General features: G+C 36.1%; 14 protein-coding genes and 2 tRNA genes. 8 read left to right on the top strand and 8 right to left on the bottom strand.

Annotated features, from left to right (window positions below; genetic code table 11):
- Positions 1-24: 24 nt before the first annotated feature.
- From BS85_RS0107255 to BS85_RS0107280, 6 genes are all read right to left on the bottom strand, one after another.
- Positions 25-864: a septal ring lytic transglycosylase RlpA family protein gene (locus BS85_RS0107255; protein WP_026944207.1), complete on the bottom strand. Its 840-nt coding sequence runs from the start codon at positions 862-864 to the stop codon at positions 25-27.
- Positions 861-1,940, bottom strand: coding sequence for a lytic transglycosylase domain-containing protein (locus BS85_RS0107260; protein ID WP_026944208.1), 1,080 nt, complete (start codon positions 1,938-1,940; stop codon positions 861-863). Before BS85_RS0107260 ends, BS85_RS0107255 begins: the two co-directional genes overlap by 4 nt.
- A gap of 89 nt (positions 1,941-2,029) precedes the next feature.
- A complete protein-coding gene (locus BS85_RS0107265) occupies positions 2,030-2,503 on the bottom strand; it encodes a hypothetical protein (protein WP_026944209.1) in 474 nt (157 codons plus the stop codon).
- A 28-nt stretch (positions 2,504-2,531) separates the two neighbouring features.
- The gene (locus BS85_RS0107270) at positions 2,532-3,215 is read right to left on the bottom strand and encodes a lysophospholipid acyltransferase family protein (protein WP_084310237.1); all 684 of its coding nucleotides are present in this window, start codon (positions 3,213-3,215) and stop codon (positions 2,532-2,534) included.
- A gap of 1 nt (position 3,216) precedes the next feature.
- Positions 3,217-4,542, bottom strand: coding sequence for a tRNA (N6-isopentenyl adenosine(37)-C2)-methylthiotransferase MiaB (gene miaB, locus BS85_RS0107275; protein WP_026944211.1), 1,326 nt, complete (start codon positions 4,540-4,542; stop codon positions 3,217-3,219).
- Between the two features lie 11 nt (positions 4,543-4,553).
- Positions 4,554-4,796, bottom strand: coding sequence for an HP0268 family nuclease (locus BS85_RS0107280; RefSeq protein WP_026944212.1), 243 nt, complete (start codon positions 4,794-4,796; stop codon positions 4,554-4,556).
- 203 nt (positions 4,797-4,999) lie between these two features.
- Between BS85_RS0107280 and nusA the strand changes: the two genes are divergently transcribed.
- The 8 genes from nusA (at position 5,000) to BS85_RS0107320 (ending at position 11,952) form a co-directional block, all read left to right on the top strand.
- Complete coding sequence (nusA, locus tag BS85_RS0107285) at positions 5,000-6,127, top strand: transcription termination factor NusA (protein ID WP_026944213.1); 1,128 nt, start codon at positions 5,000-5,002, stop codon at positions 6,125-6,127.
- A gap of 93 nt (positions 6,128-6,220) precedes the next feature.
- On the top strand, positions 6,221-7,678 hold the full coding sequence (locus BS85_RS0107290) for a peptidylprolyl isomerase (protein WP_026944214.1): 1,458 nt from the start codon (positions 6,221-6,223) through the stop codon (positions 7,676-7,678).
- A gap of 50 nt (positions 7,679-7,728) precedes the next feature.
- Positions 7,729-9,135, top strand: a complete 1,407-nt coding sequence (ftsA, locus tag BS85_RS0107295) for a cell division protein FtsA (RefSeq protein ID WP_026944215.1) — start codon at positions 7,729-7,731, stop codon at positions 9,133-9,135.
- 23 nt (positions 9,136-9,158) lie between these two features.
- Positions 9,159-10,334, top strand: coding sequence for a cell division protein FtsZ (gene ftsZ, locus BS85_RS0107300; protein ID WP_026944216.1), 1,176 nt, complete (start codon positions 9,159-9,161; stop codon positions 10,332-10,334).
- A 78-nt stretch (positions 10,335-10,412) separates the two neighbouring features.
- Positions 10,413-11,180 carry a TSUP family transporter gene (locus BS85_RS0107305; protein ID WP_051604733.1) on the top strand — a complete coding sequence of 256 codons (768 nt, stop codon included), beginning with the start codon at positions 10,413-10,415 and terminating at the stop codon, positions 11,178-11,180.
- A 30-nt stretch (positions 11,181-11,210) separates the two neighbouring features.
- Entirely contained in the window at positions 11,211-11,771 is a 561-nt protein-coding gene (locus tag BS85_RS10500; RefSeq protein ID WP_245596315.1) for a DNA-deoxyinosine glycosylase, read from the top strand.
- Between the two features lie 23 nt (positions 11,772-11,794).
- A tRNA-Met gene (locus BS85_RS0107315) sits at positions 11,795-11,872 on the top strand.
- A gap of 3 nt (positions 11,873-11,875) precedes the next feature.
- Positions 11,876-11,952 (top strand) — tRNA-Arg (locus tag BS85_RS0107320).
- A 395-nt stretch (positions 11,953-12,347) separates the two neighbouring features.
- Here the strand turns inward: BS85_RS0107320 and BS85_RS0107325 are convergent.
- Together BS85_RS0107325 and modB are read right to left on the bottom strand one after the other, a co-directional pair.
- Entirely contained in the window at positions 12,348-13,259 is a 912-nt protein-coding gene (locus BS85_RS0107325) for a sulfate/molybdate ABC transporter ATP-binding protein (RefSeq protein ID WP_026944218.1), read from the bottom strand.
- On the bottom strand, positions 13,256-13,921 hold the full coding sequence (modB, locus tag BS85_RS0107330; protein WP_026944219.1) for a molybdate ABC transporter permease subunit: 666 nt from the start codon (positions 13,919-13,921) through the stop codon (positions 13,256-13,258). The genes BS85_RS0107325 and modB overlap by 4 nt, the downstream gene beginning before the upstream one ends.
- Between the last annotated feature and the right edge of the window lie 4 nt (positions 13,922-13,925).

Here is a 13,925-nt window from a genome sequence, read left to right on the forward strand (position 1 = left end):
TAGCCATTTCACTTAAATTTTTTACTAATCTGTTGCAATAAATGCACCAGCGATTTTTTCCGATGCAATAAAGTCTCTTGCTTCTGCTTCACTTTTAAAGCCACTCAACATTACACGATAAATTGTTTTCCCATCAAAAGTATATTCTCTAATAACCGCTTGATAACCATATTGATTTGCGTGTTTTTTCTGATAGCTTCTTGCGCCCTCTTTGTTTCTAAATGCGCCAATTTGCACGAGAAATTGGGAGAGTTGCATACTTTGTTCTGTGTGGGCAACTTTATATTCACTATGTGCGAGTGTTTCTTGATTTAATGGCATAGAATCCGAAATAGTCCCATTAAAACCAATGACTTCTACACGCACACGCGCCGTACCTTTACCCACCATATCAATATCTTTTGCCGCACTATTGGACAAATCAATGATTCTACCTGTTACAAAGGGTCCCCTATCGTTGATACGCACAATAGTGGATTTACCATTTTCTTTGCTTGTTACGCGCACAATGGTATTCATAGGCAAAGTCTTATGTGCAGCAGTATGCGCATACATACTATAAGTTTCTCCATTGGAAGTTTTTTTGCCGTGAAATTTTGGACCATACCAACTTGCAATTCCATCATAAGTCTCGCCCAATGCAACATTAGTAGGATAATACCATTTCCCTTTCACTTTATAGGGCTTCATCGTAGCTTTATGTGCCTGTTCGCTAGTGTTTGGCTTCCCATAATTTCGTGTTGTATCAGAACTCGCAGGATAAATTGATGGATTATAATGGACATTGCTTTCACCAAAAAAACAACCACTAAGACCCAAAGCAATCCAAAAAATACTTAGCACGATTCCATAAAGATTTTTCACGCTTTGCCCTTATCAAGAGGAATAATAATCTCTTGGTTAATAGAGAGAGAATTCGCATTTTTAATTGCATTGTATTGGGTAATGCGTTTGCTAGATACACCATAACGTTTAGCAATGGAATGAATCGTCTCTCCCTTTCCTACACGATGAACCAAATAAGACTTAACTTGCATTTTCTCTTGATTCTGTGTTTTTGCTTTATAACGCGCCAAAAATTGATAAGGCATATAAACAGAATAAGTCTTTGCTTGTGTCGGTGTCATATTGCGCTTAAATTGTGGATTATAGGATTTCAAATCTGCTAAACTCAATCCCACTTGGGAAGCAATTTTATGAAGAGGCGTTGCAGAAGGAACTTCAATAGAAGCAAGCAAAGAATTTGCTCCACGATTCAAAAAATAATCATAGTTGCTATTTTTTAATGTATGGACATTATGAAACATCAAAGAAACAGACAGAATCTTGCGGATATACATACGACTTTCAAGTGGAATATATTTAATCTCTGGGTCTAAAAGCACACTAAGCGAATCACTACCTGCTTCATCAATCGCGCGCCTTAAGCGTCCATCACCACAATTATAAGCAATCGCTGCTAAATACCATTTACCAAAACTCTCTTTTAGGGTTTTTAAATAAGTAATTGCTGCTTTTGTTGATTTAATAGGATCTTTACGCTCATCAATTTGCGCATTAATTTCTAACCCCAAAGACTTTGCTGTTTTAGGCATAAACTGCCACATTCCCGTTGCACGTTTGCTAGATTTAGCGGTGAGTGAAAATCCCGATTCAATCATCGCTAGATACAAAAACTCTTGTGGAATCCCCTCTTTTAAAAACATTTCTTTAAGAGTAGGAATAAACTCATAACCATTTTTGAATTTTGTCAATAAGTAATCTTGTCGCGCATCACTCAAAAATGTATTTTTCACATCAACAAAATATTCATTATTCAAAAATTCAGGTTCAACATCAAAGGTTTTTAAAACTTCTTCACTGCGAGTGTCATAACCCATTATATCAAATTGGGCAAAACTAAAAGTTATAATAAATAAGAGAGAATAAAAGATTTTCATTAGGATACCTTAAAAAATGTTTAATAAATGCGGGAATTTGATTTTATCCAAAATTTATAAAGTTTTCAATAAAAAATACCAATATCTTTTTATTTTGTCTGTTTTTGTAAAGAATGTTGGGCTTCTTTTAGGCGATTCTCTAATTGCAAAAACCACCCTTGATACTGCTTTAGCTGCTTTTCTTCCATTTCGCTTGGGTTGTTAAGCATCAAAACAGAGCGGTATTCTTTATTAAACTCTTCCACAATCCAACGCAGTTGCAAAAATTCTTGCGGACTTAAGCTGCCTTGTTTTAAAATTCTCAAAGCATGTTCATAATTTTGCTCTGTTTTTTGTAAAAGTTTCTGAATATTTAAACGTTGTTTGGATTGACTAGAAATGCCAAGCGCGGAACGATTGTAAGGATCAACCTCCAAAGCTTGTTCTGCTAAATTATAAGATTCCTCAAAATTACCCTTTGCAAACTCTTTTTTGGCTTCACGACTCAAACTATACGAGGTAGAAAAGTAAAAATATCCTACAATCAAAAGAAATAAACCAACACCTCCTATTGCCCATTTCATCGCCAAATATTCCTTACATTTTGCTTTCTCAATCTTCTTCCATTTTAGCTTTAATTAAAATCTTTGCCTCATCTAATTTTAAAGATTCTATATTTAAAGGTTCTTTAATGATGCAATGCACTTTGCTAAAAGGCTTTGGAATCTTGAATCTATCCCAGCTTTTAAATTCCCAAGCACTTTGATAAATCACTCTTGAAATCACAATGGGGGTTCTTGATTTTTGTGCCAAAAACACGATTCCATCTGCTACATTATGATAGGGACCACGCGGACCATCAGGTGTAATTGCGACATATTCTTGGGATTCCATTTTTTTAACCGCATTTAAAAGCACACGGATTCCACCTTTAGAGCTTGAACCACGCAAAGAATCAATACCAAAAAACTTAATCGTTCCACTAATTAAATCACCATCAAAATGCTGACTAATCAACACAGAAGCTTTTTTTTGATTGCAATGCAAAAAACGATTGCATATTAGAGGTTGCAGCAATAACTCTCCGTGCCAAAACGCTACAACAAAGGTCTGATTCTGTTTAATTTTGTCCGACACTTTTGGAGAAACTTGAATCTCCCAACGCACCAAATAAAATAAGACTTTAATAATAAGAGCAAAAATGGGTGGCAATATTTTTGTTAAAATTTCACGATTCTTACCTTTAAGCTTTTTTTTGAAATTTTTAAATTTTGTTTGGTAGTTTATAATGCCCATTTCAATGCTTAACAATCTCGCCTAAAAGTTGAGCACCTTTCACTTGATGGATTTTTACATCATAAAATTTTCCAATCAAATCACTCTTTGATTGAACGCGCACAAGCTTATTTGTATCACTTCGTCCCTCAAACAACGCATTAGTCTCATCAAAACTTTCAAATAAAATTTTATGAATCTTTCCCAATTGTTTTGCGTTCTCTTCAACTAGAATTTCTTTATGGCGATTCTTTAAGTGCGCAAGACGACTTTTCGCAACTTCCTCTTCTACCAATTCTATATTTTTATCCATTTCTAACCATTTTTGGGCTTGCGTATGCGGACGAGGAGAGTAAATAAAGCTATAAAGCGTATCAAAACGCACTTTTTCCAATACATCTAAAGTATCCAAAAAATCCTCTTCGCTTTCTGTTGGAAATCCCACAATAATATCTGTTCCAATACTTAAATCCGGAATTAATGAACGCATTTTTTCTACACGATTTAAAAACCACTCTTTTGTATATCCTCGCTTCATTTTTTGCAAAATGACATTAGAACCGCTTTGTAAAGGCATATGAATTGCTTTGCAAATTTTGGGATTCCTAGCAAACTCCGCAATAAAATCATCGTCCATATGCAAAGGGTGTGGAGAGGTAAAGCGAATGCGCTCTAAACCATTAATTTGTGAAATTTCATTCAGTAATTGTGTAAAATTGATTGCTCTATGTTCGCTTGAAAAACGTCTGCCATAGTTATTTACATTTTGCCCAAGAAGCAGAATCTCTTTTGTGCCATTTTCTACCATTTTTCTTGCTTCATCTAAAATCAATTGCGCAGGAATAGAAATTTCATTTCCTCTTGTATGAGGCACAATGCAGTAAGTGCATTGTTTATCACAACCAATAGAAATATTAATCATACCCTTTAAAGTAGAATTAGAATTTTGACTAAACACATAAGCACTATCGTCATAATCAATATCCACCCAAGCAACACGTTCTTTGTGAATGATTTGTGCAATTTTAGAAACATTGCGCGCCCCAAGCACAAAATCTACGGCTTTGGAACGTTTAAGGATTGTATCGCCCAAATGACTTGCGGTACAACCACAAACTCCAATTTTTGCATTGGATTTTTTCAGTTTTGCATATTGTCCAATCTCTGAAAATAATTTCTTTTCTGGTTTTTCACGCACAGAACAAGTGTTAATTAAAATCAAATCCGCTTCTCTTGGATTGTCTGTCAAGCAATAAGATTCTTTCTCTCTAAGCTCTGCAATAATATGTGCGCTATCGCGTTCATTCATTGCGCAACCAAGCGTCTCAATAAAGAGTTTTTTATTCACGCAAAACCGCTTTATAGAATATGCATTTCATACATATAATCGTTTTCATCTAATCCATAACGAACTTCACGAAAATATGCACGCTTACCCTTTTTTTCAAAATATTCCAACAAAGACTGCATTTCTTTATGAGAATTTTCTTTATCACAATAGAAAATGTCTGCATTCTTTTTTTCTAGCATTTCTTCTAATTTTTTAATTGTAACTTTGATTGGTTTTTCATTGATATGTTCTCGTGCTAATTTAATGTCCATTTTTCACCCTTAACTTTTTAGAAAAATATTTGATTATACATATTATTTACTTAAATATTAATTTTAAATTTCAAAATCAAAATAAAAATTATAAATTTCATAGTAAAGCCCTTATAAAGAAAATTTAAGCTAGAATCAAAAAATTATTTTTCAAGTTTTAAAAAAGACTCAAATGCACAAAGTTAAATTTTTAAGGATAAGTTTTGGAAAAAATACTAGATATCATTGAAGGAATCTCTTACGAAAAAGGGCTTCCGATTGAAAGCGTTTCAGAAGCAGTCAAAGAAGCAATCGTCAAGGTTGCTAAAGAAACTTTGGATTCCAATATTTCCTATGAAGCGGAAATTGACAAAAGAAACAAAACACTACATCTTTATCAAGTAATTAGCGTATGCGAAAATGATAGCCCCAATGTAGAAGATAAAAATAATTTTATCTCTTTAAATGAAGCCAAAAAACACGATAATGACATTAAAATAGGTGATGAATTGCGTTACGAATTAAGCCTAGAAGATATGAGCAGAAGTGCAGTAAATGCTCTTTTTAGAGAGCTTGAATACAAAATCCAACGATTGATTGAAACACAACTCTTTGATAAATACAAATCGCAAGTTGGAAAAATCGTTAGCGGAAATGTCGTGCGCATTGACAACCTAAGCAATACTTATGTGGAAATTGATGAAATTCGCGCAATTCTACCAAAAAAAAATCGTATCAAAGGAGAAGATTTTAAGGTCGGGCAAGTTCTTGGGGCGGTGCTTAAACATGTAAGCATTGATAGACAAAATGGAATTATGATTGAATTAAGTCGCACTACTCCTAAAATGCTAGAAGAACTTTTAAGATTAGAAGTGCCAGAAATTAAAGATGGGGAAGTGGAAATCGTAAATTGCGCAAGGATTCCGGGAGAACGCGCCAAAGTCTCATTAAAAACCACTTCAGCAAAGATTGACCCTGTGGGTGCTACCGTTGGAATTAAAGGTGTGCGTATCAATGCTGTTTCAAAAGAGTTAAAAAATGAAAGTATAGACTGCATTGAATACTCGGCACAACCAGAAATTTATATTGCTCGTGCGCTCTCACCTGCACTCGTGATTAGTGTTACCTTAGAAAACAACAAGGCAATCGTTAGCATTACAAGCGAACAAAAACCAAAAGCGATTGGTAAAAACGGAATCAATATCCGCTTAGCTTCTATGCTTACAGGTTTTGAAATTGAACTCAAAGAAATAGACAATCTTAACCACAACATACAAAATATCAATGAGAATACTGCACAAGAAGCTCCAAAAAACAATCTTGATATTCTCTCCTCACTTTTTAAAGGGTAATTTTGAAAATTCATAATCTTTTTTACCGCTTTTTAAATGTTTTTAGAATAGAATCCGCACTTTAATGTTGATGAAAGATTTGGAGTTTCTTTTATGATTAGTTGGATGCAAAAACACAAAAAATATCTCATTATAACCGTTTGGATTAGCACGATTGCCTTTGTAGGCGCAGGATTTGTTGGCTGGGGAAGCTACAATTTCTCAAGCACAAGCAATGCTGTTGCTGTTGTAGGCGATAGGCAAATTAGCATTGAAAAACTGCAACGCGAATATGCTAAACTTTATAATCTTTACAATCAACTTTTTAATGGCACATTAGATGATGAACAAGCAAAAAAAATCGGCATTGAGGAACAAGCACTCAACAATCTTATTTCACGCGCCTTGAGGCTTAATTATGCTTATGATTTGGGTTTGCGCATCAGCAAAGAAGAGATAGTTGAAGCAATAACTGCAATGGACACTTTTCATCATAATGGCAAGTTTGACAATGAAATCTATAAACGTCTTCTAGCGGATAATCAGTTACGCCCTAAAGACTTTGAAGAGGAAATGGGTGAGGGTTTATTGCTTGAAAAATTAAATGTTGTTTTAGGGATTCCACTTACTCCGCTTGAAACTCAAATGATGGGCGCAATGTATTTTACAGAGGACCACATAAAAATCCACATTCTCAAGCAATCTGACATTTCTTTTACTCCAACCCAAGAAGCAATCAAAAAATATTGGGAAGAAAACCAAGACATTTATCAAACAGAACGTGGCTATGAGATTTCTAGCGTGTTAATTTCTCCAAACAGCATAAAAGAAAGCGAAGAGAATCTTAAAAAATATTATGAAGATTTTAAAAATCAATTCTTAGACGCCAATGGACAGCTTTTGCCTTTTGACAAAGCAAAAAACCAAGTCTTGGAAAAATATAAAGATTCTCAAGCGGAAAAAGAATCCTTAAAAGAATATATTGCTTTGCGCAAGGGAGAAAATCCCAATGCCAAAACTAGCATAATTTATGAGGGCGATGAAAAATATGATATAGAATTTTTAAATCTCCTTAGCCAAGCTAAAGAGCAAAGCACATTAAAACCCATAAAAACAAAAGAAGGTTACATTACTGCAAAAGTAATAAAAATTATCCCTAGCAAACCAAAGTCCTATGAAGCTGCTAAAGCAGACGCAACAGAGGATTTCATAAATTTTGAAAAAGCAAAATTGCTTGAAGAAAGTGCCAAAGCTCAATTAGAAAATTTCAAGGGTACAGATATAGGTTATATAAGTCGTGAAAGCAATGCAAACATAGCAGGTTTAGACGAACAGGAAAGTCAAGATTTTATTTCTCAACTTTTTACCAAAACACAGGCAAAAGATTACATTTTCTTAAAAGATAAAATAATTTTGTATCAAATCCTTGACCAAAGATTGAAAAATTCTGATATAATGGCGAAAAATTTAGAGTTTTTAACACAAAGTGGTATGCAAGCCAAATCGCGTTTGATTGATATTGCGTTTATGGAACATTTATTAAAAATTTATAAAGTTGTTAAAAAAATCTAAATATGCAAGAATATAATATCGTAGAAATGAATCACAGCAAAGGAAAGGATTTGGAGCAAACACTCTTAGGCATTGATATAGGTTCAACTAAAATCTGCGCAATTATCGCCACCTGTAAAGACGAAACTCCCCATATCATTGGAATAGGATTTCATAAATCACAAGGATTAAAAAAGGGTTCAATTACAAACATAGAACAAGCAAGTCGCGCCATTAAAGATGCCGTTAATGACGCAAGACGCGTTGCTGGAACGAATATCAATAAAGCGGTTATTTCAATCTCTGGTGCTTATACAAAAAGCACAGATAGTTCTGGGATCGTAAATATCCCAAATAATGAGATTGGCGTAAAAGAAATTAATCGCGTGATTCAAACTGCTCTTTATAACGCTTCCATTCCTAGCGAATACGAAGTAGTGCATATTTTGCCTTACAATTTCAAGCTAGATGACCAAGATTTTATTGATGACCCAATGGGAATGAGCGGGAATCGTTTAGAAGTCTCTGTGCGTATCATTACTGCACAAAGATCAAGCCTAGGAAACCTCAAAAAAGCTATTAGAAGTGCTGGAATTGAAATTGAAAATATCGTGCTTTCCTCCTATGCTTCCTCCATTGCTGTTTTAAGTGAAGATGAAAAAAGCTTGGGAGTTGCTTGTATAGATATGGGAGGAAGCACTTGTGAGTTAATGATTCACGTGGGAAATTCCTTGCGTTATAATGATTTCTTGGGTGTTGGTTCAAACCATATTACCAACGATTTAGCAATGGCATTGCATACCCCACAATCTATTGCTGAGCAAGTTAAGATTCAATATGGAGGCTTTTCAAAAGCTTCTGAAGATATAGACAATTTAATAGAAATTCCAAGCATTGGTGGTAGCGATAGTGGAAAACACCAAGTTTCACTTGCTACTGTACATAATGTTATCTATGCGCGCGTAGAAGAAACTCTAATGATTCTAGCCAAATCTTTAGAACATAGTAATCTAAAAGATCAGTTGGGTAGTGGTGTGGTGCTAACAGGCGGTATGGTGCAACTTGATGGAATCCGTGATTTAGCCACAGCACTTTTTAATGCTCCCGTTCGTCTTGCTAGACCAATGGAGATTGATGGCTTATTTACCGACTTGAAAGGACCAGAGTGTTCTACCGCTATTGGACTTATCCTCTATGCGTCAGGCAAATATACAAATTACGAAATTGATTCAGAAAAGCGCATTCGTTATCGCAATGAAAAACTAGAAGAGGAAACAGCACAATTCCAAAAAAATATTCATCTTATGAATCCATTGCAAGACAAGCAATCAAGTATTGCAAATCCCGTCAATAGTGTGCCAAAAACTGCAGCAGACATTAAACAGGATTTAAGCAATATCACAGAGATAAAAAAGATTCCAACCAAAAACAATAATTTCTTTGGGCAAATATGGCAAAAACTCACACAAATGTTTTGATTTAATTCAGGAGGAATACAATAATGATAGAAATTCAAGAAGTTAGTCCAAAATTCGGTGCAAATATCAAAGTAATTGGTGTTGGTGGCGGTGGTAGCAATATGGTAGGACACCTCATTGACACAGGCACTTATGAGGGAATTGAATTAGCAGTTGCAAACACAGATGCACAGGCAATCAGTAGCTCAAGCGCACCAATTAGAATCCAATTAGGAGCAAAGCTTACCAAAGGATTGGGCGCGGGTATGAAACCGCAAGTTGGAAAAGACGCAGCATTGGAAAGCTATGAAGAATTAAAGCAATTTTTAGAAAATACCGATATTGTATTCATCTCTGCAGGACTTGGCGGTGGAACAGGGACAGGTGCAGCACCTGTCATTGCGAAAGCCGCAAAAGAAGTGGGTGCATTAACCGTGTCTATCGTAACAAAACCCTTCCGTTGGGAAGGAAGACAGAGGGCAAAACTTGCAGACGAAGGATATAGAGAATTAAAGGCAGAAAGCGATTCTATTGTTGTAATTCCCAATGAAAAACTCCTTTCTATTGTAGATAAAAATTTGGGAATGAAAGATAGTTTCAGAATCGTAGATGATGTCCTTGCGCGGGCTGTAAATGGAATGAGTGGCGTGATTTTATCCCATAGCGCAGGGGATATTAATGTGGATTTCGCCGATGTTAAGACCGTAATGAATCACAAAGGAATGGCACTAATGGGTATTGGAGAATCTAGCGGTGCAGATGCAGCCAAAGAAGCAATTAAAATTGCCATTGAATCTCCTTTATTTGACAATATGTCTATCAATGGAGCAAAAGGTGTGTTGGTGCATTTTTACATCAATCCAGACTATCCATTGGCTGAAATTTCAAATGCAATGGACATTATTTATAGTAATACCGACCCAGAGGCGGAAGTTATCTTTGGAACAACAACAGACGCAAGTTTAGAACGAGACAAAGTAAGAATCACGATTGTCGCTACAGGTTTTGAGCGCGATATAGCACAATCTGCTCCTAATACTCAAGAAGCCAATAGCAATGAGGATGGTTCTACCTTAAAACTTGTAAATCCAAAAGATATGAGTCAAAAAATCAATCAGCAAGATAGCATTACACTTGCTAGGAAAAAGGTTAGCGGTGGAGAATATGCTAATGATGATTTTTTAGATATTCCTGCATTTTTGCGCCGACAAATGGATTAACCTCTAAAGCTTACTAGCAACGCTAGTAAAGCTACTTTCTACTTATAATATAAACCAATATAGAAACAAAGGATTTGTATGCAGGAACTCTTTTTTAATCTTGATTTCTTTATGCTTTTGTTTCTCTTTGGTATAGCTTTCATAGCGGGATTTGTGGATTCTATTGCAGGAGGTGGTGGAATGATTACGATTCCAGCACTCCTATTAAGCGGAATTTCTCCGCTTGAAGCCTTAGCTACAAACAAATTTCAATCCACTTTTGGTAGTTTTTCTGCTACCTATCACTTTTACACAAAAGGTTATTTAAACCTAAAACAATCCTTGCCTTTTGCCTTGCTTGTTTTTGTCTTTTCAGCAGTTGGCACGATTAGTGTGCAGTTTATTCAAGCAGAATCTCTCTCCAAGATTCTGCCTTTTTTAATTTTGCTTTTTGGTGTTTATTTTTTATTGTCTCCAAAAATCAGTGAAGAGCAAAGGGCAACAACTATTCATCAAGGATTCTTGATTCTAGCTCTTGCTTGTATTGGCTTTTATGATGGATTCTTTGGACCCGGCACGGGTTCATTTTTAATGTTAGCCTTGATTCTTTTGGGTGGGTTTGGACTTACGCAGAGTTTAGCCCAAGCTAAATTTTATAATTTTTCTACCAATGTTGCCTCACTCATCTTTTTTGCACTTGGCGGAAAGATACTTTTTGGCGTAGGACTTGTTATGGCATTGGGACAATTCATTGGCGCAAATCTAGGCTCAAGAACTGCGATTCGTTATGGAATCCGCATTATTAAACCTCTCATTGTCCTAGTATCTTTTGCAATGGCAACAAAATTACTCTATGAACAATTTTAGCCCCCTAAAGTCAAGATTCCACACAAAACAATGTCTTGTCTCAACAAATCCTTATCCATACATCATCCCTTAGAACCCATCAAAGATTCTAAATCCAAAATTTTAATTTTAGGTTCTTTTCCATCGGTTATCTCAAGAAAACAAGGTTTCTATTATTCCCACCCACGCAATCGCTTTTGGGAAGTGCTTGGGAGATTGTTTAAAGATAGAGACTTAAAAACAAAGAATTGCAAGGACAAAATCGCTTTTTTATTGACACAAGGAATTGCACTTTATGATATTTGTGTGGAGTGTCAAATCACAAATTCAAGTGATAGCAATCTAAAACCTATTAAAATAGCACCCATAGAACACTTGATACAAAATACACAAATACGACATATTTTCCTCAATGGCAAAAAAGCAGAACAAATTTATCAAAAAAACTTTCAAAAGTTTCCTTTGCCCTACACTTGCCTACTCTCTACAAGCCCTGCTAACGCGCAATACAATTTGGATAAACTTTGTCAAGAATGGCATAAAATTCTCACTCCTTTACAAAGCAACACCGAATCTCCAAGCTTTAATGCCATTTTAAAGAAAAAAGGATAAAATTCTACTTCCGCTTTTGGTATGCCAAGGTAGCTCAGCTGGTTTAGAGCGCTGGTCTCATAAGCCGGAGGTCGGGGGTTCAAGTCCCCCCTTTGGTACCAAGTGCGCTCATAGCTCAGCTGGATAGAGCAACGGCCTTCTAAGCCGTAGGTCAGAGGTTCGAATCCTCTTGGGCGTACCACTTATGACTTCTTAACTCCACTAAAGTTTCTTTTATTTATCTGTTGAGCTTTTATTTTTTCTTTTTTTAGAGTGCTATGTTTCTATTAATAACAAAACAGAAAAACCAAAATTGTAAGAGTAAAAATCCACCATCTTGTCATTGCAAGAGATTCTTAGAATCTCTTGGCGCACAATCTATAAGGATTTTACCCATACTTGCAAATCTATAATCTTACACTGCTTTAGCTTTTCTATTTTGTTATTACAAGGAGCGAGTAAAACGAGAGACAAAGCAATCCATTAGTCGTTGCATATCCAAGATTTCAATGGAATCCCTAAAGTAATCCCGCATTATAAATTACCACAAATTACCTTGCAATCCTTGCAAGGATACGGTGGTTGGTTTGCTGTGTGTTATTGGGAGAGATTTGTGCTAGAATCTATTTTTGCAAACATTGGATTCCACGCCTTAGAAGAAATCATTACCAAATCCCCATTCTGCAAATTTTCTACTTCACTTTTACTAGCCGTAATTTGTGCAATCTCATTGCCCACAAGCACACTTAAAAGATACACCAACCCACTCTTTTTTATCTCTAGCACAACGCCACTATGGCGGAATTTTCCACTTGGTAAATCTTGCAAAAATACCGCGCTTGGGTTACCCATTTTAACGATTCCACCTTTTTCCAAACAAAGCACAAAATTAGAAAGAAAAAAGACTTCGCTAAAGTTGTGGCTTACCAAAAAAGTTGTAAGATGAAAACGCCGATGAATACGCAATAGCTCCTTTTGTAGTTTATGCGCCATTGCAGAATCTAGCGCAGAAAATGGCTCATCAAGGAGTAAAATTTGTGGGTCTCTCACGAGTGCTCTAGCTAATGCCACACGCTGCTGCTGTCCTCCACTTAAGCTCAAAGGTTTTTGTTTTGCAAGAGCTTGCAATTCCGTAATTTCAAGCAATTCCTTAACCTTTGTCCTAGATGCGCCTTTGGGCAAGGCAAAGTTGAGATTTTCCTCTACACTCATATTAGGAAAAAGTGCGTAATTTTGGAACACAAACCCAATGGAACGCATTTGCGGTGGGAGATTAATACGCGCCTTTTTCGCGCCTTTTTCGCGTTCATACCAAATAGAATCTCCTATCTGCACTCGCCCAAAATCTGGCTCCAAAAGTCCTGCTAAAATGCGTAGAATCGTTGTTTTACCTGCACCACTTTTGCCAAAAAGCGTGATTAAATCCTGTGGCTTTAGGCTACAATGCACTTGCAATGTGATAGTGCCTTGCGCCCCTAGAAGCTGTTTTTCAAAGTCTAGCGTAATCATTTTGTGCTTCTTTTGTTAAGATAAAATGTTAAAAGCAAAACAGAAAAAGTAATCACAAAAAGCGTGAGGGCGTATTTATGTGCTAAAGCGTAGTTTAGGGCTTCCACTTCATCGTAAATCGCAATACTCGCCACGCGCGTAACCCCCTCAATATTTCCTCCAATCATCATCACCACGCCAAATTCTCCGATTGTGTGGGCAAAAGTTACCACGATTCCCACAAGCAAAGAGCGCGAAATATTGGGCAAAAGCACACGATAAAGAATCGCAAATCTCCCTTTACCAAGCGTTAAAGCTGCCTCAAAAAGTGATTTTGGTAGAGCCGCAAAACCTGCTTGAATCGGATTTACCATAAAGGGAAGTGAGAAAATCATTGAACCTACAATTAATCCTTCAAAGCTAAACACAAGCTTCACATTAAAGGTTTCCAACAAAAACTTCCCTACAAAACTCTGCGGACTAAAGGTAATTAAAAGGTAGAATCCTAAAACGCTAGGAGGCAGCACAAGAGGCATTGAAACAATGGCTTCCAAAATGGGCGTGAATTTGCTTTTGTTAAAAGCAAGAAAATATCCTAGTGGAATCGCAAGGATTAAAAGTGCAATGGTAGTGATTGTGGCGACTTTGAAAGTTAAGGCAATCGTGATTAAAAAACTATCCATTCTG

Source organism: Helicobacter rodentium ATCC 700285 (assembly GCF_000687535.1).
GTDB classification, from domain to species: domain Bacteria; phylum Campylobacterota; class Campylobacteria; order Campylobacterales; family Helicobacteraceae; genus Helicobacter_D; species Helicobacter_D rodentium.

Coding starts and splice junctions, on each gene's coding strand:
- ftsZ (WP_026944216.1), top strand. CDS start 9,159: ATGATAGAAATTCAAGAAGTTAGTCCAAAATTCGGTGCAAATATCAAA.
- BS85_RS0107270 (WP_084310237.1), bottom strand. CDS start 3,215: ATGGGCATTATAAACTACCAAACAAAATTTAAAAATTTCAAAAAAAAG.
- modB (WP_026944219.1), bottom strand. CDS start 13,921: ATGGATAGTTTTTTAATCACGATTGCCTTAACTTTCAAAGTCGCCACA.
- BS85_RS0107305 (WP_051604733.1), top strand. CDS start 10,413: ATGCAGGAACTCTTTTTTAATCTTGATTTCTTTATGCTTTTGTTTCTC.
- BS85_RS0107260 (WP_026944208.1), bottom strand. CDS start 1,940: ATGAAAATCTTTTATTCTCTCTTATTTATTATAACTTTTAGTTTTGCC.
- BS85_RS0107290 (WP_026944214.1), top strand. CDS start 6,221: ATGATTAGTTGGATGCAAAAACACAAAAAATATCTCATTATAACCGTT.
- BS85_RS0107280 (WP_026944212.1), bottom strand. CDS start 4,796: ATGGACATTAAATTAGCACGAGAACATATCAATGAAAAACCAATCAAA.
- BS85_RS0107265 (WP_026944209.1), bottom strand. CDS start 2,503: ATGAAATGGGCAATAGGAGGTGTTGGTTTATTTCTTTTGATTGTAGGA.
- BS85_RS0107325 (WP_026944218.1), bottom strand. CDS start 13,259: ATGATTACGCTAGACTTTGAAAAACAGCTTCTAGGGGCGCAAGGCACT.
- BS85_RS10500 (WP_245596315.1), top strand. CDS start 11,211: ATGTCTTGTCTCAACAAATCCTTATCCATACATCATCCCTTAGAACCC.